25 protein-coding genes and 1 pseudogene are annotated in these 16,813 nt (G+C 66.8%); 17 read left to right on the forward strand and 9 right to left on the reverse strand.

Annotated elements, in window-relative coordinates:
- Positions 1-142 (forward strand): annotated as a pseudogene (locus WFK95_RS24430) (acyl-ACP desaturase); the annotation flags it as partial.
- A 189-nt stretch (positions 143-331) separates the two neighbouring features.
- Complete coding sequence (locus WFK95_RS24435; protein WP_224645673.1) at positions 332-754, forward strand: DUF5994 family protein; 423 nt, start codon at positions 332-334, stop codon at positions 752-754.
- A 236-nt stretch (positions 755-990) separates the two neighbouring features.
- Here the strand turns inward: WFK95_RS24435 and WFK95_RS24440 are convergent, their stop codons facing one another.
- Positions 991-1,200, reverse strand: coding sequence for a cold-shock protein (locus tag WFK95_RS24440; RefSeq protein WP_224645672.1), 210 nt, complete (start codon positions 1,198-1,200; stop codon positions 991-993).
- A gap of 208 nt (positions 1,201-1,408) precedes the next feature.
- On the reverse strand, positions 1,409-2,485 hold the full coding sequence (locus tag WFK95_RS24445) for a glycosyltransferase 87 family protein (protein WP_224645671.1): 1,077 nt from the start codon (positions 2,483-2,485) through the stop codon (positions 1,409-1,411).
- A gap of 262 nt (positions 2,486-2,747) precedes the next feature.
- On the opposite strand from WFK95_RS24445, the gene WFK95_RS24450 reads away from it, so the two are divergent.
- The 8 genes from WFK95_RS24450 (at position 2,748) to WFK95_RS24485 (ending at position 9,612) form a co-directional block, all read left to right on the forward strand.
- On the forward strand, positions 2,748-3,890 hold the full coding sequence (locus tag WFK95_RS24450) for a sensor histidine kinase (RefSeq protein WP_224645670.1): 1,143 nt from the start codon (positions 2,748-2,750) through the stop codon (positions 3,888-3,890).
- Positions 3,891-3,893: 3 nt separating this feature from the next.
- Positions 3,894-4,535, forward strand: a complete 642-nt coding sequence (locus WFK95_RS24455; protein ID WP_224645669.1) for a response regulator — start codon at positions 3,894-3,896, stop codon at positions 4,533-4,535.
- Between the two features lie 355 nt (positions 4,536-4,890).
- Positions 4,891-6,045 (forward strand): MspA family porin, encoded by a 1,155-nt coding sequence (locus tag WFK95_RS24460; RefSeq protein ID WP_224645668.1) that lies wholly within the window; start codon positions 4,891-4,893, stop codon positions 6,043-6,045.
- Positions 6,046-6,075: 30 nt separating this feature from the next.
- Entirely contained in the window at positions 6,076-6,297 is a 222-nt protein-coding gene (locus tag WFK95_RS24465; RefSeq protein ID WP_224645667.1) for a hypothetical protein, read from the forward strand.
- Positions 6,294-6,740: a hypothetical protein gene (locus WFK95_RS24470; protein ID WP_224645666.1), complete on the forward strand. Its 447-nt coding sequence runs from the start codon at positions 6,294-6,296 to the stop codon at positions 6,738-6,740. The genes WFK95_RS24465 and WFK95_RS24470 overlap by 4 nt, the downstream gene beginning before the upstream one ends.
- A gap of 235 nt (positions 6,741-6,975) precedes the next feature.
- Positions 6,976-8,781 (forward strand): hypothetical protein, encoded by a 1,806-nt coding sequence (locus WFK95_RS24475; protein WP_336672272.1) that lies wholly within the window; start codon positions 6,976-6,978, stop codon positions 8,779-8,781.
- 13 nt (positions 8,782-8,794) lie between these two features.
- Complete coding sequence (locus WFK95_RS24480) at positions 8,795-9,298, forward strand: hypothetical protein (protein WP_336672273.1); 504 nt, start codon at positions 8,795-8,797, stop codon at positions 9,296-9,298.
- An 89-nt stretch (positions 9,299-9,387) separates the two neighbouring features.
- Positions 9,388-9,612 (forward strand): hypothetical protein, encoded by a 225-nt coding sequence (locus WFK95_RS24485; RefSeq protein ID WP_336672274.1) that lies wholly within the window; start codon positions 9,388-9,390, stop codon positions 9,610-9,612.
- Positions 9,613-9,730: 118 nt separating this feature from the next.
- On the opposite strand, the gene WFK95_RS24490 is transcribed toward WFK95_RS24485, so the two are convergent.
- Both WFK95_RS24490 and WFK95_RS24495 read right to left on the reverse strand, forming a co-directional pair.
- Complete coding sequence (locus WFK95_RS24490) at positions 9,731-10,042, reverse strand: hypothetical protein (protein ID WP_336672275.1); 312 nt, start codon at positions 10,040-10,042, stop codon at positions 9,731-9,733.
- A gap of 255 nt (positions 10,043-10,297) precedes the next feature.
- Positions 10,298-10,570, reverse strand: a complete 273-nt coding sequence (locus WFK95_RS24495) for a hypothetical protein (RefSeq protein WP_224645662.1) — start codon at positions 10,568-10,570, stop codon at positions 10,298-10,300.
- A 419-nt stretch (positions 10,571-10,989) separates the two neighbouring features.
- On the opposite strand from WFK95_RS24495, the gene WFK95_RS24500 reads away from it, so the two are divergent.
- Positions 10,990-11,187 (forward strand): helix-turn-helix domain-containing protein, encoded by a 198-nt coding sequence (locus WFK95_RS24500; protein ID WP_126195856.1) that lies wholly within the window; start codon positions 10,990-10,992, stop codon positions 11,185-11,187.
- Positions 11,188-11,255: 68 nt separating this feature from the next.
- On the opposite strand, the gene WFK95_RS24505 is transcribed toward WFK95_RS24500, so the two are convergent.
- The 4 genes from WFK95_RS24505 to WFK95_RS24520 form a co-directional block, all read right to left on the reverse strand.
- Positions 11,256-11,576, reverse strand: coding sequence for a hypothetical protein (locus WFK95_RS24505; RefSeq protein WP_224645661.1), 321 nt, complete (start codon positions 11,574-11,576; stop codon positions 11,256-11,258).
- Entirely contained in the window at positions 11,573-12,133 is a 561-nt protein-coding gene (locus tag WFK95_RS24510) for a hypothetical protein (RefSeq protein WP_224645660.1), read from the reverse strand. Before WFK95_RS24510 ends, WFK95_RS24505 begins: the two co-directional genes overlap by 4 nt.
- Before the next feature lie 227 nt (positions 12,134-12,360).
- The gene (locus WFK95_RS24515) at positions 12,361-12,657 is read right to left on the reverse strand and encodes a hypothetical protein (RefSeq protein ID WP_224645659.1); all 297 of its coding nucleotides are present in this window, start codon (positions 12,655-12,657) and stop codon (positions 12,361-12,363) included.
- Complete coding sequence (locus tag WFK95_RS24520) at positions 12,654-13,214, reverse strand: hypothetical protein (protein WP_224645658.1); 561 nt, start codon at positions 13,212-13,214, stop codon at positions 12,654-12,656. Before WFK95_RS24520 ends, WFK95_RS24515 begins: the two co-directional genes overlap by 4 nt.
- Before the next feature lie 100 nt (positions 13,215-13,314).
- Here WFK95_RS24520 and WFK95_RS24525 point away from each other — a divergent pair, with 100 nt between their 5' ends.
- From WFK95_RS24525 to WFK95_RS24545, 5 genes are read left to right on the forward strand one after another with little or no spacing between them, the layout of a single operon-like run.
- Entirely contained in the window at positions 13,315-13,602 is a 288-nt protein-coding gene (locus tag WFK95_RS24525) for a hypothetical protein (protein WP_224645657.1), read from the forward strand.
- The gene (locus tag WFK95_RS24530; protein ID WP_224645656.1) at positions 13,592-13,993 is read left to right on the forward strand and encodes a VOC family protein; all 402 of its coding nucleotides are present in this window, start codon (positions 13,592-13,594) and stop codon (positions 13,991-13,993) included. The genes WFK95_RS24525 and WFK95_RS24530 overlap by 11 nt, the downstream gene beginning before the upstream one ends.
- Entirely contained in the window at positions 13,986-14,459 is a 474-nt protein-coding gene (locus WFK95_RS24535; RefSeq protein ID WP_224645655.1) for a hypothetical protein, read from the forward strand. The genes WFK95_RS24530 and WFK95_RS24535 overlap by 8 nt, the downstream gene beginning before the upstream one ends.
- A complete protein-coding gene (locus tag WFK95_RS24540; protein WP_224645654.1) occupies positions 14,456-14,662 on the forward strand; it encodes a hypothetical protein in 207 nt (68 codons plus the stop codon). The genes WFK95_RS24535 and WFK95_RS24540 overlap by 4 nt, the downstream gene beginning before the upstream one ends.
- On the forward strand, positions 14,659-15,159 hold the full coding sequence (locus WFK95_RS24545) for a hypothetical protein (protein WP_224645653.1): 501 nt from the start codon (positions 14,659-14,661) through the stop codon (positions 15,157-15,159). Before WFK95_RS24540 ends, WFK95_RS24545 begins: the two co-directional genes overlap by 4 nt.
- Here the strand turns inward: WFK95_RS24545 and WFK95_RS24550 are convergent.
- The gene (locus WFK95_RS24550) at positions 15,156-15,443 is read right to left on the reverse strand and encodes a hypothetical protein (RefSeq protein ID WP_224645652.1); all 288 of its coding nucleotides are present in this window, start codon (positions 15,441-15,443) and stop codon (positions 15,156-15,158) included. The genes WFK95_RS24545 and WFK95_RS24550 overlap by 4 nt on opposite strands.
- Before the next feature lie 421 nt (positions 15,444-15,864).
- Between WFK95_RS24550 and WFK95_RS24555 the strand changes: the two genes are divergently transcribed.
- The gene (locus tag WFK95_RS24555) at positions 15,865-16,242 is read left to right on the forward strand and encodes a hypothetical protein (protein ID WP_224645651.1); all 378 of its coding nucleotides are present in this window, start codon (positions 15,865-15,867) and stop codon (positions 16,240-16,242) included.
- Positions 16,243-16,813 lie beyond the last annotated feature (571 nt).

A 16,813-nucleotide genomic window follows, 5' to 3' on the forward strand; every position in this document is an offset into this window, starting at 1 on the left:
GCGCGAAGACTTCACCGCCGAAGGCGAGCGCACCCGCGAGGAACTCGCCGCCTTCCTCGACGAGCTCGAAGCCGCCGCCGTCAAGTTCGAGGAGATGCGCGACCGCTCGCTCGCTCGGGCAGCGGCCAAGCGGAACTGCTAGACTCGAAAGACGTTCTGCGGTAGGCCGTTTTCCTCCTACCCGCCACGGTTCTGCGCGTTTCAGCACCCCTACAGTGCGGGGCACCCGCGAGGAACACCTCGCCTCCTCCCCCGGACCCGGGGACCGCGATCGAGTACGCGCGATCGCGCCGACGAGACGGACCCATGCCCGCCACCACCGAATGTTGCCGTGAGTCGCGATAGGGCGACGCCGTCCGAACTGCTCGACATGCTGCGGCGGCCGCCGGTTCCGATCGGCCGCCCGGTGCCCGGCCGGGTACTGCTGCGCAGCCCCTCGGCGCTCCCTCATCACATCGCGGGCGTGTGGTGGCCGCGGAGCCGGCACCTCGACCACGAGTTGCCCACCGTCATCCCCACGATCGGAGTTCGCCTGAGGACACTCACCCGCATCAGCTATAGCACGTCCGACTGGGACCGCCGCGAGCCGCGGATGGAGATCATGGGTGATCTCGTCGAGCTCGATCCGGCGCACCCGTCGGGCCTGATCGTGTTCGCCGGCCCGAACGCCACGATCGCCTTCGGGCTGATCGCGCCGAACACGACGCAGCAGCAGGCGGAGCACACCGCCACCGCCATGCTCCAGGAACGATGACCCCGGATAACGAGGAGAGACATGACTGACGAAGCACCCGAGAAAGCGCGGACACGGCGCAAGTGGCCGTGGATCGTCGCAGCCGTCTTTATCGCTTGCACCCTGCTGTCGATGACGTAGCCCTGTCGCCTCAACGTGTGGCTGGGGCCCGTAGCCGGCTGACGCAGAACGACGAAACCGGCAGCGCTCCAGGAGGATTCTCCTGAGCGCCGCCGGCTATTCGTGCGGTATGGAAACTAGATCTTCTGCACCGCGACGGCCTGGGGCCCGCGGTCGCCGGCCTCCTCCTCGAAGCTCACCCGATCGTTCTCATCGAGGCTGCGGAAGCCGCCGTTGCCGAGAATGCCGGAGAAGTGCACGAACAGATCCTTGCCGCCGTTGTCCGGGGTGATGAACCCGAAACCCTTGTCGGCGTTGAACCACTTGACGGTGCCCTGTGCTGCCATGTTGTTACTCTCCTGAGTATCTGTACGGGATCGACGATCGATCCCGGGCCTGCGGAGATACGCGAAACCAAGGCAACTGAGTGTCACAGAGATCTGGTGTAGAACTGCCGCGGAAAGTCTTCGCGAGCGTGTCACCAAGAAAATCAACCGCTTTCACAGTAGCACCCCCGACGAGCAAGCGCCACCGTCAGGCGGAGGGCCTCTCGTCTCACTGCGCAGTCGACGTCAGGGCGGCCGCCGCCCGATGCGGACGCGCCCCGGCGAGGCCGTCCACCACCGCGAGGACGATCAAGACGAAGGGCAGAACGAAGTAGCCTGCGCGGGAGACCGGCGAGACGACGAAGAGGACCGAGTATCCGGCGGCGGCGAGGAGGAGCAGGTCCGCGAGCGTCAGGCACCGCTTCGTCAGAATCCACCACGCGATCGCCGCCGCCGAGACCACCAGGACCACAACGATACCGGCGTAGCCGAGGCCGCCCTGCGCGGCGAGTGGACCTCCGACGAGGCCGGTACCGGCGGGCGACGTGATCGAGGAGAGTCCCAGCGGGAACTCGAGCGCGCTTCGAACGAACCCCCGCGGATCGATCAATGCGGCCGGCAGCACGGTGCCGACGACGATCCCCGCCACGACGACGCCCCACCGCCGGATCTCCATCCTCCTGCCGCGGCGGATCTGAACGACGAGCATCATCACCGCGAGCGGCCAGAACGTGAACTTGATCGCGCACCCGATCCCCACCACCACGGCATTGAGCCGGTACTCGCCCGTCCATAGGGTTATCACCGCGAGGCCCGCCAGCGCGACGACCGGAAGGTCCACCCCGCCGGTGGCGATCGGAATCGCCACGAGCGGACACGCCGAGACGAGCAACAGGACCAGCGCCGAGGTCCTCGCTGCGACCAACCTACGCAGGCCCATCCACGTCACCACGACGAAGAACAGGGTGAAGTAGATCCGCGGATCACCGAGAGGACTCCCGCCGAGCGCGGCCCCGGGAACCCCGAAGACACTCATGAGCGGGAAGTACGGGAAGACATCGTCGACCACTGCCGGCTCGCTCACGTACGGGCTGCCGCTGGAGAGCACGCGGACTGCCCCGTCGCGGACGATGCCGACCTCGTGCTGAGACAACCTCCGCAGGACCAGTGCGGCGAAGGGGATGACGACACAGAACCCGGCCAGCACCGCAACGATCGCACCGAAGGACCTTCGGCAGAGGATCATTCCAGCACCCGCGCAGTAGCCGACGAAGGCGAACACAGCCCAGACCTCGTGCGGTTCCATCCGCGTGGAGGTACCCAGGACGAAGGCGTGAACGGCGAGGCCGGCCGCGCCCGTCGCACCGACGAAACGAACCAGCGGTTTCGCTCCATGCCACGGAATCATGATGCGCGAGAGTGTTTCCTGTCGAGGTAGCCCGATCGTGTCCATGGCGTCCACCTTGGTGTCCACCAGCGGGATCGGAGTCCCCCGAAAGAGCCAACTTCAGCCGTGAGAACGGTCCGGGCCCCGTCACCCGGGCTACGGTGACTGCACGATGGACGCAATGAGCAGGGCAGGTGACGAGCGTCGGCCGCGTGGCCGCGCACGGTGGTCGACGGTCCTCGCAGCGGTCGTATCGCTCGCCGGCGGCGTCGCCATGGCCTTGCTCGCCCTCGTCCCGAACGCGACTCTCTTTCCCACGTTCTCCGTCGGCGTCGCGGTCTCCGTGCTCCAGGCGCTCCCTCTTGTGCTGGTGCGACGGTGGCCGATCGCGGCGATCGCTGTGCATTGCGGCGGCGTGGTCGCGGTGTCGGCGCTCGCGCCTGACGTCCGGTTCCCCTGGTCCGCCGCGAGCATCCTCGTCGGGATCGTGGTGATCGGGACCGCCGCCGCCCGGACCTCCGACCGGGCGGCCGCCTGCTGTCTTGCCGCGATCGCGGCGACGGCATCGGTCGCCGTGTTCCGTCACCACATGCCCCCGGGCTACTTCCTCGCCGGCCTCCTCGCAGGAGCGACTCTCGTGCTCCTGATCCGGCTGATCGTGCATCTGCGAGAGTCCTCGACACGCCTCCAGGAGGAGCGGCACCTACGTGCCGTCGACGAGATCCAGCGGGACGCCGAGGCCCAACGCTCCGCGCTCTCCGTGCAGGTCCACGACATCGTCGGCCACCACCTCGCCGCCATCTCGCTGACCGCGACCTCCCAGGAGGGGCGCGCGAGCTCATTCGCCGAGAAGGACCGTGCACTGACCGAGATCGCATCGTCCGCCGCCGTCGCCCTCTCCGAGATCCGTTCCGTTCTCGAAGGGTCCCCGACGGAGGCGTTCCGTGACCCCGGGACTGCGCTGGACTCGCTCGACGGGCTCATCGCCGCGTGGGAGGAACTCGGCGTACGGATCGAACACCGGGGCACCGACGTCCTCGACGGCGTCGCGCGACCCCTACGCGACGAGGCGTACCTCGTGGCTCGACAGGCGATCACGAACGCCGTGCAACACGGGGCGACGAAGGCGCTCCGCCTCGCCGTCACTGACGAGGGCCCGGTCGTTCGCCTCACGATCGCCAATGCCGCCGATCACGAGGAGATCCTCCCCGGCCGGGGGCTCACGGGCATGAGGACCCGGCTGGAGAAGAACGGCCACGACCTCGCCATCCGCACCCGCGACGGTGTCTTCGAACTCGACGTCACCCTCGTGAAGGAGGCCTGACCGGTGGTATCGGTACTCCTCGCCGACGACGACCCTGCTATCCGCACGGCGATCCGAAAGATCCTGTCCCGCCACTCCTCGATCACCGTCGTCGGCGAGGCCGTCAACGGCGGCGACGCCCTGATCCAGGCCCGCCGGCACGATGTCGACGTCATGCTCCTCGACATCCGGATGCCGCTCCTCAGCGGCCTCGAAGTCGCCCGGGAGGCACTCGGCGACCGGACCAAGTCGACGAAAGTCGTGCTGCTCACGACGTTCGACCTCGACGAGTACGTCTACGAGGCCCTCCGTGTGGGCGTGAGCGGCTTCCTGCTCAAGTCGTCGACTCCCGACGTGATCACGTCGGCGATCCTGGAGGCCGCCGACGGGAACGTGCTGCTCTCCCCGTCCGTCACCGTGCGCCTGGTTCGGAAGTACTCGAAGGCCTACGAGCCCGTGGACACCGGCGCGCTCGCCCGCCTCACCGGTCGGGAGCGCGAGGTCCTCAAGGCGGTCGCGACCGGGCTGTCCAACAAGGAGATCGCTGCCGGCCTCGCCATCGCCGAGGAGACCGTCAAGACCCACATCGGCAGGATCCTGCACAAGCTTCAGCTGCGTGATCGGACCCAGCTCGTGGTGTTCTGGTACGAGAACGGCCTGGGCTGAACCCAATCGGTAAACGTCAGCACACCCTGCATTCCGGCGGCCCGCGTGGTCCAGGACGCCGATCACGACGAAGAGCGCAAGCGCATCAACACTGCGCCGCGAGCAGAGGCGCCTGCGTGTGATCTACGCCATGATGACTCACGCGCACTCCGCGCCGCCGGTACAGCCTGCCCGGAACGTTGAGCTGCGACAACATGTCCGCAAGCACGCTCGAGCGGAATTCGAGATCGCGATTCGTGGATGTGTCAGTTTCATAACGGTCCTTCGCGGGGCTTCCAAAAGACCGAAACCTCTGCTTCAGTGTGACCAGAGTTGTTTATGTGACTGAAGTGAATTTCTTGAGCAGGGGGACAAGATGAACCGTGCTGGTGTGAACCAGGCTGCGCGGCCGGGCAACCTCGAGCGTCGGCGACGAGATCGCGGGATCCGGAAGCAGCTGTGGAGGGCCGGAGCGTTCGGCGTCGTGGGGGCCACGGTGCTCGCCGGTGGCGTCGTCGCGGCGGCACCGCCGGCAGCGGACAAGGCGCCGCGCCCCGGAGCCATCCGGACGGGCTTGTTCGCCGACACCTCCCGTGCGCTGGAGACGCGCGAGGGCTACGTGATCCGGGCGTGGAAGTACGGCGAGGAGCTGCGGTCGATCATCCCGCTCGGACGGGCACTCAACACGTACGAGGCGATCGTCTCGATCGCCGGTGAGGGACTGATCGAGTTCAAGGATCCGAAGAACAAGCCGAAGGTGCCGATCCGGAGCGCGTCGATCACGGTGGGTCTGACCTTGGCGTGCGCGGCCACGCCGCAGAACCTGCAGATCGGCGGCACCCTGTCGAACGCGGTGAACGCCTCGGTGACGCCATCGCTGTCGGGCACCGTCGGAGCCACCGCGGGCGGCCAGGGCGGTTCGAGCGGCGGGCAGGGCAGCGGCTCGGTGAACGGGTCCATCACGCCCGGCGTCTCGGGAACGCTCGGCGACACGGTCACCACGTCGGGAACCATGACCGGCACCATCGCACCGGGCACGTCCAAGGACTTCCCGATCGCCAAGAAGAGCCTCGCCGGGCAGTCCGGGTACGTGGTGACCAAGGAGACCCGGATCGCAATGGACTCGTGCCTCGGCGGCGCGCAGGTCCGGGCGTACGCGACGGCGACGCTGTCGACCGATCAGGGCGATTCCGCGATCACGACGTACGGCAAGCCATTGTTCATCGAGCGCGACAACCCCGGTCCGGCGAAGAACCCGCCGAAGATCACCGAGGACCCGAAGCCGGCACCTGCGCCCGCCGTCGCGGGAACCACGATCGCAGCCGCCAAGAAGGCCGAGCCGGTCAAGCCCGCCCCGAAGCCCGCGGCGCCGGCCGTGAAGCCCGCGGGCGTGGCACCGAAGCCGGTCGCTGTGTCCCCGGCGAATCCCGCACCGTCGAAGCCCGCACCGGCGCCGTCGTCGGCCGCCGCACCGCCGGCGAAGCCCGCCCCGGTGAAGCCCGCCGCTGAGCAGCTGGTGCAGGTCCGGTGACAGCGCGCCGTCGAGCAGGAGAGCGGGCGCATGGCTGAACAGGGACGCGGGAGCGTGCTCAAGGACGCGCTGGGTTTCGCCGCCGGTGCCGTGTTGATCGTATTCTGCGCGGTCACGCTGCCGCAGCTCCCGAAGGCCGTCGACGCGATCGGCCCCTGGCCGGTATGGGGCGGGTTCTTCGTCATCACGATCGTCGCGGGCTGGCTGTTCTGGTCGAACGTCCAGAACATCTACGACCACCTGAAACGATGACCGGCCCCGGCGAACTGAACCTCGCCCAGACGCTGCAACGAGCGTTCATCGAGGCCGGCGAGCCGAGCATCAGTTCGGTCGCAGCCGGGTCGGGCGTCTCACGCCAGCGGCTCTCCGATTGGCGCTCCGGCAAGCACGTACCGAGCCGGTTCGATGACGTCGAACCTGTCATCGCCTACATCCGACTCGTCGCCGACGCGAGCGGATCCGTCGCAGTGAACGGCGACCGAGTCACCGGATGGACCGACGACAACTGGCGGCAGGCGTGGAAGCGCTCGACTACGGTTGCGTCTTCCACTGCGTCCCGCGCATTGCCGCAAGCGGTGGTGCCGCCCGAGAAGGTGGATCGGCGGCCCGTCGCGATCGTCGTCGTCAGCCTGCTCGTTTTCCTCGTCGCGGCCCTCGCGGTAGCGGCCTTCCTCGCCAGCTGGGCGTACCGATAGGTGCGCCGGACCGCCGGTTCGGTGCGATCCGGCGACCTTCGGCAAACAACCGGCGGAGATCACGGTTCAGTAACGGTCACTCCTCTGACCTGCTTCGATTCGCTGCGGGATCCCGCCGGACATGGCCGGACCGTTGAACCGGCAGACGAGGCCGTGCTCTGGTGAATCCATCAACCGCCGATCGTGAATACACCGGCCGAGCGGCACCCCCTTCTCCGCACGAATCGAGGCACACGTGGCATCCCACTCCGACCCACCCACCGACAGCGCCGGCGACACGGAGCAGTTCCCCGTCACGCGCGTCAGCACCGACGCAGCGACTGACACCAACGGCTCGCCCGTGACCGGTGGGCCCGCGCACGCCGTCACTGCAGGCACTCCGGGGATCAGCCGCGGCGGATGGTGGGCCATCACGATCGCGGCCGGGGTCTTGTTGGTCCTCGGGTTCTTGCTGACCTTCGGCCCGGCCCGCTACTGGACTCCCGTGCCGGTGGTCTTCCTCGGCTACTTCCTCCTCTCCGGCCTCATCGGGCTCGTGTTCTGGAAGGGCGTCCGCGAACTCCGCGACTCGAACCCGACCCTCCATTCCGGTGACGGCCCCGCCTCGCCCAGCGCCCGGGTCGCCGCCGCGATCGGTGCGGTCGGTGTCGCGGCCGCGCTGGTCCTTCTCCCCGCCGGCCTCACTGATGCGCCCGCCAACGCAGCGCCCTGCCCGGACGGCAGCAACACCTGCGGGCCGCAGCCGACCATGGGCCCACAGCCCACCCAGGGCAACGGCGGCAACACCACCGCCCCGCAAGCACCGAACACCACCGTGCCCGGCTACACCCCACCGGACACCCCGCCGCAGCAGGGCAACGGAAGCACCCCGACCGTGCAAGGGCAGGTCCCGACCATGCCCACCGGCGACAGCCCCTCGAACGGTTGCATCCTCAACTGCGGCCCCACCCAGGCCCCGCAGGCCCCGCAGACCGGGCAGGCCAACCCGCCCCAGACCGGCCAGAACCCGGTCACCACGGCGCCGAACACCCCGGCAACCACCCCACGAGTGCCGACCACGACCCCACGGCTGCGCACCCCGACACCCGAGACCACCACCTCGACGACCTCGAGCAAGGCACGCGACCGCGACGACGACCAGCAGCGCAGCAGCGATGAGAACCGCGACAAGAACTCCGGCACCCCGTACCAGGCCGCCGAGATCGCCGCGCTCGCCGGAACGTACCGACGGAAGAAGATCTCGGAGTCGGACACTGCGGTCGAGAATTCTACGTTTACTCGCACGCTTGACGATCAGGGCGATCCCACAATGGTGTACAATGATTTGATTACAACCTACCCTGTGGGTGACGCTTTCGGAAGAACGGCCTATCCGCCTAAGCCGGAGGCGGATTTGCAGCAATCCAACAACAGGTTCGGCACGATTCGACCAAAGGCTTCTGCACAGTACGGACAAGCTCGAGCCCTGGCCGCAGAGTTGAACGCTGGACTTCTGACGGGAGTCCTAACGCCTACCCTTCAAGGGTTGAAGCACTACTTGAATCCCAATTCTGGGGACTTCGTGATCTGGGCAAAGGATATGAATAAGGTCATCGGCACCTCTCAGTATCAGTCTACGATCAACGACAGGCTGCGCTCAATGGCCAATCAAACAGCATTAAATGGAGCCCCCATGAAACCTGGCGAAACTCGAACTATTTACTTCAAGACCGACTGGGAAAAGGCGCCTGCAAGTTTTCTTACCAGGGATTACCGACTACTTCTTGGGGATCATTCGTATCAAATGGTTGGCCGGATGGTTGTCACGGCGACCGAGAATGGCTATGATTGGTCTTCGAATTACGCCGTGAGTATCTACGATCACTATAATTTTGCGGCGGGAGCGGACGCTCCAACCGTACTGGCGGCTCAGGGCATCAGTAATGCCGACCTCGTCGCCATGGTTGACCAAGGAGTCGCGCAGGAATTCCGAACCGTTGGAACGTCAGATGTTCTCGCGGCGAGCGGGCAACTGGGCACTACCGGAGCCACATTGAACTAAGGTAGGGAACGTCATGTTTGGAGCCGGTAGGATTGGCGAATCGGGCATTTTTTCACGCTTCGCGCTCATCTCGCTCGCGGTGCTGTTCACGCTATCCTGCGCCAGCCAGGGAAGCGATGTCAGGTATTTTCAAGAGACGAACGCTCGCCACTCGGAAGCAGCGCGACAGTTGGATAACGCTCAAATTCAACTTCCTCAGTCAGCGCAGGTCGAATTTGTGGCCATCCGCACCACGGGGCTGGTCACTGGTGAAGCGTTCATAATATTCTCGATCCCCACCGGTGAACTGCAGCAATTCATGAATGCGTCGGATCTCAGGAAGTCTGGACCAGAGCTAGACGAAAAGATTCTGACGGATTGGCCTCACCGGACCTCCGATGCGCCTCGCACTCTTCCGAAGCATTACGAACTGGATAAGGGTAGGCGTGATCAGCCGGTTCGCACGCGTTCTACGCTTCGCGTATACGCGGCCGAAGACGACGGCAGAACCAGCATTTTCGTTTGGTCTTCGTACTAGGCGACGTTCTCGTTGTCGACGAGCTCAGCCCGGCCTACCACGTCCTGAACTGGGCGCCTGGAAGCGGCGAGCTCGCAGGCGATTGGGGTGTGAGCCTGCAGATCGACCGCGTCGAGAACGGACTGTGGCCCGACGACGTGCTTGAGGTGACCTTCTCGCCTCGGGCTGACGTGGATTCCCTCGTAGATGTCGGCGTCGAGGTGCTTCAGGCAACCAAGGTGGACGGTGTTGTGTTCGATCCAGACTGGCTGGAGAAGGTCGTGCCGAACGTGCCAGCGCCAGAGCCTGAGACCGCGACCCTCTACACGCGGTAGATCGAACGAGGAACGCCCGCCACCCTTGAAGGTAGCGGGCGCTCGGGCTACTTGATGCTGTCTCAGGCCGGGCGAACCGTCAGCGTGCGCGGTTGAGCTCGTCGACGTACTCGCCGACCTAGTAGAAGTCGCGGTCTCCGAGTTCCGGCCGGGCGCTGAACACCGGTCCGTCGTTCACGCAGACCCACAGCGGGCGGTCCTTGTGCAGCTCGTCGGTGAAGGTGCGGTGCCTGAACCCCGCCTGCACCATCGCGGCATGCGGCGTCAGCTCGCCGGCGAGCACCTTCTCGTGCAGCTCCGGCGCGTCCGTGCGGAGCTTGCGCAGGGCGTGGTCCCGAGAGTTTCCGTCGGGCCGAGGAGCATTGTGGACATTGTCCACAATGCTCCGGTCGCACATGCGCAGCGACGAGCCGCTCGACCTCGGCTTCACTGAGGACCCCGTCGAGCTTGAGCTCCAGCTGCCCGTGCGGCTTGCGCAGCGGCTCGACGAGCGCCACGACGTTGCGCGGAAGGACGCCCTGTGCGTGCAGGTCCTTCCACACGCTGCGCCAGCGCGCGAGCATCGGGTTGATCGACGTGCGCTTCCATGCACCACGGGGCCCAGTGCCGGTACTCAGCTCGATCACCAGGTTCTCTACGTCGGCCTTGGTGATCTTCTGCACGAGCTTGTCGCAGTACTTCTCGATCACGGGAGCCAGCGCGACGGGGTACGCGTCGTGCGTCGTCGGCCTTGATGCGCTTCCCCCGTCAGCCAAGCCTCGCAGGCGGCGCGCGCCGTGAGTTCAGACGGCGCGATATGCGTGCCGGCGGACACCTCGGCGGTGATCTTGCTGTGCCAGGCGACCGCGGCCTCGACAGTCGCGAACCTCCGCTTCTGCTGAGACCTGCGTCCGTTCGCGCGCAGGGTGTTGATGCGAACCTCGTAGCGGTTGCCCGCGCCAGTCTCGACGCGGGTCACGTAGTCAGGTCTTCTCGCCATGGCCGGGCACTTCACCTCAAAGAGAAGGGTGAGCCAAGCCGCAGAGGGCGACACGCCGAGGGCATTCCCCAGACGAATGTGTCAATCTGTGTCAACGGGCGATTCCCAGGCCCACTGCCGTGCTCCCGGAAACCGCCCCTGACCTGCGGAAGCGGAGGGATTTGAACCCCCGGTGGTTTCACCCACGCTCGCTTTCAAGTCACCGCTAACTGGGTAAACCTGACCGTAGCGGATCCGACCGACGTGTCCTGACGTGCACTTCGCAGCACTCAGCCAGGCTCGCGCAGAAGGGCTTAGTGGCAGAACTGTGGCAGCGTCGGCCACCACGTACGCCGCTGTTTCGGCGTGTCGCGACGTCTCAGTTGGTGATGTCAGCGGTCCAAGCGATCATCTGCGGCATGAATGAGAACCTCGCGGCTGACACGCCGCAGAAGCTGTACACGATGGAAGAGACCGCGGACATCCTCCGCGTGAGCCGAGAATATCTGTACCGGATGCGCCAGCGCGGCGAGCTGGTGGTCGTGAAGTTCGGGCGCAGAACCTTGGTAGAGGCCGACGAGATCGATCGGGTCATCGCGGCAGCGCGCGCCGCGTGATCGGCCGTACGCACACGTACGCAGGGGAGGCAGTCGATTCGACTGCCTCCCCTGCTGTGTCTGCAGACTCACCCGCCGCGGTGCACCAGGACGGTGTGCTCCGGGGTCCACCCGCGGCAGACGCCACCCGGGCAGAACCCGAGCACGGCGTGTTCCCACAGCGCGTCGGGTGCCAGGTCGATGACGCCGGCCTCCGTCTCCCAACCGACCGTGCCGCCGTCGCAGATGCCGGCCTCCGGGATCAGCTCCTCGGTGAGGTGCCGGAAGACGCCGGGCTGCCCGACCAGGTACTCGAAGTCATGGTCCGCCACCGTGCCGTCGGCGTGGCGTAACCGCACCACGGCGCCGCCGCGGGACTCGACACCGACGATGGGCCACGGAACGCTCACTGCTTCTCCTCGTTCATCCGCTCGAGCTCGTCCTCGAGTTCGCCGCGCCGGATCGCCTCGCTGATCCGTGCCCGCTCCTCGGTGCTCACCTCGTCGCCCGGGCCGACCAACCGGATGCTGTTTCCCGCAACGGTGTCCCAGTGCCCGCCGTAGAGATGTCGCTGGACATCGCCCGTCTCGGCATGCAGACGCTCAGCCGCGGCCGCGGCGCCGGGACCACGGAACTCCAGCCGCGTAACGGTGGGCACCTCCGCTGCCTCGACGGGACGGAGCTCGATGGTGAAGCCCGTGACGTCGGTCATCTCGACCAGCTCACCGCGCTCATCGGTGCTGGTCACGGGCTCGGCGTTCAGCGCCGCGCCGTAGGCCTCGGCGACATGGCGCAGCACAGGCACCGGGGTGTACAGCGTGATCCTGCTCAGCCGCAGAGGCGCTGCGGGTCCCAGCTCGACGGGGCCCACCGCGGTGTACCCGCCACGCTCGACCGACCTGCTCAGGCCCGTCCAGTAGGCGCCGTCGCGCACCACCGCGGCGTGCTCCTCGCAGCGCGTCTTCACCCACCCGCTCGGCAGCGGGACCTCGCGGCCGGGCTGGCCGCATTCCTCGCAGATCCCGCCGCTGCGCCGCTCCGCCGCGTCGAGCAGTTCCTGCGCGGTAGGGCTCCATGGCTAGACATCGGCTGCGAGCAGGCCGTACTTCTCGTAGGCGAGGGACAGCTCCGCACCGACCGCGGCGAGGTCCCGCCGCAGCTCCTCCACCAGCGGCTGCCAACCGCGACCGACGCTCATCGTCCCTCCCGACTCAGAACCACGGCCGTGATGGGCTCGCCGACCAACCGCGGTGGAGTGCCGCCGACCATGTGCGTCCAGTCCGCGCCGCGCCCGTCGATGTCCTCGGCGGCGTCGGCTGGCGTCGCGAACCGGCCCATGTTCTCGCCGCCGGCGCCACGATCCAGCTCCTGCATCCCGACCACGCCCCCGTACGCCACCGTGGCGAAGCCGCCCCCGTACCCGCTCACCAGCACCGGCACGTCTCCGGGCAGGCCGGCGAGCAGTGCCCGCAGCTCATCGACGGTGTTCACAGGCGTACCTCCAGGTGAATGGTTGCGTCGGTCGCGTTGACGTCAACCGCCTGCGTCCCGTCTTCCGCGACCTCGAATCCGGCCTCCCGCAGTCGATCCGCGGCATCGGCATCGGTCTGCACGACCATGTCCACCGTCGTGATCAGATGCGCTACGATCGCCTCCACGAGCAGCAGCGCCGGACCGACCGGCGGTGCGATCCGGAGCTCGCCGCCGACGCGTTCCACGACGGCGGCAGGGTAGATCGCGCGCCAGAACTGCTCGCTGGTGTCGAGCGAGTTCGTGACCAGCCGCAGCTCGGTGATCCCCTCCGCTGCGCCGCCCCGGGCCCGCGCGACCACCTGCTTCGCGTACTCATAGCGCCCCTGCTGGTACAGGTCCGCAGTGGAGGACCACAGCATCCGCGAGGCCAGTTGGGAGATCGTGTCCTTCTCGCCGCCGGTGACGCGCCGCGCGGCGTCAGGCGGCAGCGAGGTCAGGAGCCTATGCAGCGCCGCCGCCTGCTGAGCGACGCAGTCGAGGCTGGCGCGAGTATCGAGGTCATCATCGGCGTCCATGCCGCTGATCCTCTCTCCAGGGACCGACATCCGCATCCGAATAGCTTGAGCCTCAAGCCCGCCCGTGCAAATAACAGCCCCTCAAGAGAAGATCCACTGCATGGACCCTGACGCACCGATCGACACCGAAGAGGGCCTGCGCGCCGCAGCGACAACCGCGCTCGCCCAGACCGAGCCTCATACCGCGGAGTGGATGTACCTGCGCCGCGCGATCATCGACCTGGACCTGATCCGGGCGACCGTCGACCTCGCCTCGGCGCAGCTGCGCACCCTGATCCCGCCGTCACCACGCGGTGCCAGCAACCACCACGCCGTGCGCCTCGGCGTGAAGAGGCTCAACGCAGAGATCGAAGCCGAAATCGAACAGGCGGTCAGCCGTGCCCTCTGATCAGCAAGAACAGTGGCGGGCACGACTCGACGGTGCCGTGATCGAAGCACGCAGCTGGGCCCGGCGAGCACTGGCTGCGCGACACGCGCCGCAGGTACAGACGCTGGTGCTCTACGTGAACGACGTCGACGTCTCAGCTGCGTGGTACCGGGATGCGCTGGGCGTGACCTGGACTCGCGAGAAGCACGCTGCCGGCCCCGAGCATGTCTCGGCACAGGTCGGCGGACTGCTGATCGAGCTGTATCCGCGTGGCGATCGGCCGGCGAGCAGGGTCAGGATCGAACTGTCCGTCGGCGACCGATTCGGCAACGCCGACCAGGCATCCGAACAGTTTCCGCGCCGCCTCACCGACCGCGACGGCAACACCGTGGTGATGACGGTCCGTGGCTGAGCCCGACCGCAACCGCCGCCAACGCGAGCTGCTCGACGCGGTCGACGCCGAGATGATGCGGATACACGAGACCGTGCTGGGCTTGATGAGGAACGGGCTGCCCGAGGACTCATACGCGGTGCAGTTGGCCGTGTCCGGCTCGCTCGACCAGCTCGTGGAGGCGGTCGACACCGTCCTGGGCTATCACGAACGGCCCCGCGCCGACGGCGACCGCGTCGTTCTCGTCGACCGCAGCCGAACAGAGCCGATCGAATCGACCTATCCGATCGCCGACTGGAGGATCGCCGGGCCGCGCATCCTCGCCGCAGCACTCGACCGCTGGGCCGTCGAGGGCGGAAGAGTCCAGATCAGCGGGTCGTGGACCAGCGGGCGTGGTCACGTGGTCACGGACATCGGCGCGGGTCGGCAGGCCGGGTACGAAGCCTTCGCCTGGTACACACCAGAGCCCGAGGATAACGACCAGTGACCGCCACAGCGGAACGCACCGCCCTCCTCGCCGCCGCAGTTGCCATCTTCCTGCTCCTGGTCGCCGGCCTCGGCGGCGCGTTCCTCCGCGCGGAGTGGCTTCACCTCTACCTGCCGGCCCTCGCATTGCCCGTCCTCGCGCAGGGACTGGCAACCGGACTGCGCTCGAGTACGGCTGATCCCCAGAATAAGGAGCAGCCGTGACCGGGACCCGAACTCTGACCGATCTGATCCCCGGAGGCAGCGCCGTCGAGTTCACCATTACCGCGGACACGAACAGCCTCAACATCGAGAGCATGGTGCTCGACGCGCAGCGGGAGCAGGCCACCCTCGTACACGCCCGCCTCGCCAAGCAGGTCGCAACTTGGCGCCGGGAGCTGTACGCGATGCGAGCCGAACTCGGCGGCAAGCCCGCGCCCGAGACGGGCGCGAGCAGCCAGCCGACCTGCCCGATGCCGGGACGGATGCGCTGCTGGGGGACGGCCGACGCGGTCTGGCTGCAGTGGATCCCCGCCGGCCAGCCGCTCGACCTTGACCACGCCGTCGCGCAGCGGATCCAGGTGCACGGGACCGACACCGACGAGCACCTTGCCGCGGCGGCCGAGCGGTGGCTGACCGGCTACGGTGCGCCACCGGCAGGCACCGTGGACTGGATCCTGCCGCAGCTGATCGCGTGGAGAGACCGGTTGGCCGAGAGCTAGTAGCGGTCGAGACTGCGATTGTTTTCCCAGTCGCACGTGAGCTGATCTCCCGCCTGGACGCAATCGACGATGAAGGTCACCTTCGGCTTACCGTTCTTCATGACCGACGGATCGGTAGAGGTCACGGTGATGTGCCGCGCCTCAGGGGCATCGGACCAGGGATGCCAAGCCATCAGTCCCGCGAGCAGCAACGAAATCGACACAAGTGCCGCCGCCAGGACCAGCGGGGACCGAAGGGGCGACCGCGACGGGTCGTGCGCGGGAGACTGCAGAGAAGCCGACATGTCGGTAGCGTATCAACCCTACGCGATCGCGAATAGTGGCGTCGGTCCAGCGGCCCGGTGCCGCGTGACCACCTCGTCCGTGTGGAGATAGGGCTCATCGTCGTCGCGTCTTCGTGCCGGGCTGGGCGCCGCACTTTGCCAATGAGGATGTAGTGTTTGCCACCTCGTGGGTGCGGCGATGCGGACCCAGCCACGACGTGTCACAGATTAGACGGGGGCAGGTACGACATGTTGACGAGAACTATCGAACTCCGACGGCTCGTCGCCGGTGCAACACTGAGCGCCGTCACGGTGATCGCGGGGGGCGAGTACGGCGTCCGCAGATCCTGGCCTCGTCGGGGCACCGTTGGCTATCCCACGCGCAACCCTTGAGGGCTGGAAGTTCTACCGATACCAGGGGGATGCGCTCGCGACAGCGCAGATGTCGAACGTCGACCGGAAGTCGGCGATTGACCTCGGCCGGGTGCGCGGCCACGCGAGCATCCCTGAGCGATCGTCGATTCAGGACTTGGCTCGGAACATCGCCGCTGAGACGGCCAACCCGCGCTCCTCGGGTATCGCCTCGCGGGTGGGCGACATCTCCGTCTCCCCAACGATCACCGATGGGGTACCCGCTGCTCGAGCGCTCGCGACCATCACTGTGCAGAACCAGCCCGTCCGCACGATGCAACTGCACGTCATCGTCGTGGACACCACGCCGCGAACCTACTACCGCTCCCGAATCTCCGACGAAGCCGTTGAGCACACAGTGCAGGCAAATGCCGCAGAAGCACGGCTCACTGTCGTTGCAGGCCCGTAGGCGCCATCACCGCCTTCCCCTGGGGCTTGCTGGGCGAGGTCGCCCGATCTGTGGTCGCGGTCGACCACCGCCGACCTCCATCACCTGCTGGATTTGGTTTCCTGAAGTGCTAGATTGCTGGGATTAGAACGGTCGTTGCGTTGGCGCGGCACATCCTGGGCTACGAGGACGGGGAGTTTTCGGCTCGCGGTGAGCCGAAGTCAGCTCGCCCGGTTGGCCGAACAGGTCAGGTCGCGCTGCTGGCGCACGTGCCGTCTTCGCAGACGCTCGTAGCGACTTGTTCCGGTACACCTGGCAGACTCGTCCTTTCAGTGCGGGTACGTAGCAGTGCGACCTTGGAACGACAGAATGCTCGGGTTCACGATGTTTCCGTTGCGGATCTCGATAGCGCGGCGGATTGTTTCGTGGCTTTCGTAGGTGGCTGGGCCCGCCATGACCGTGTCTATGAAGGGGAGGAGAGCTTGGGACTGGTGCACGGTTAGGTGACATCTGATCTGGCTTGCCCCGGGAGGGCGGCCTGGAAGGATGACTACTGTGCCTAAGCCTTATCCGAAAGAGTTCCGTGATGATG

It is taken from the genome of Tsukamurella sp. USMM236, assembly GCF_037148755.1.
Lineage (GTDB): Bacteria > Actinomycetota > Actinomycetes > Mycobacteriales > Mycobacteriaceae > Tsukamurella.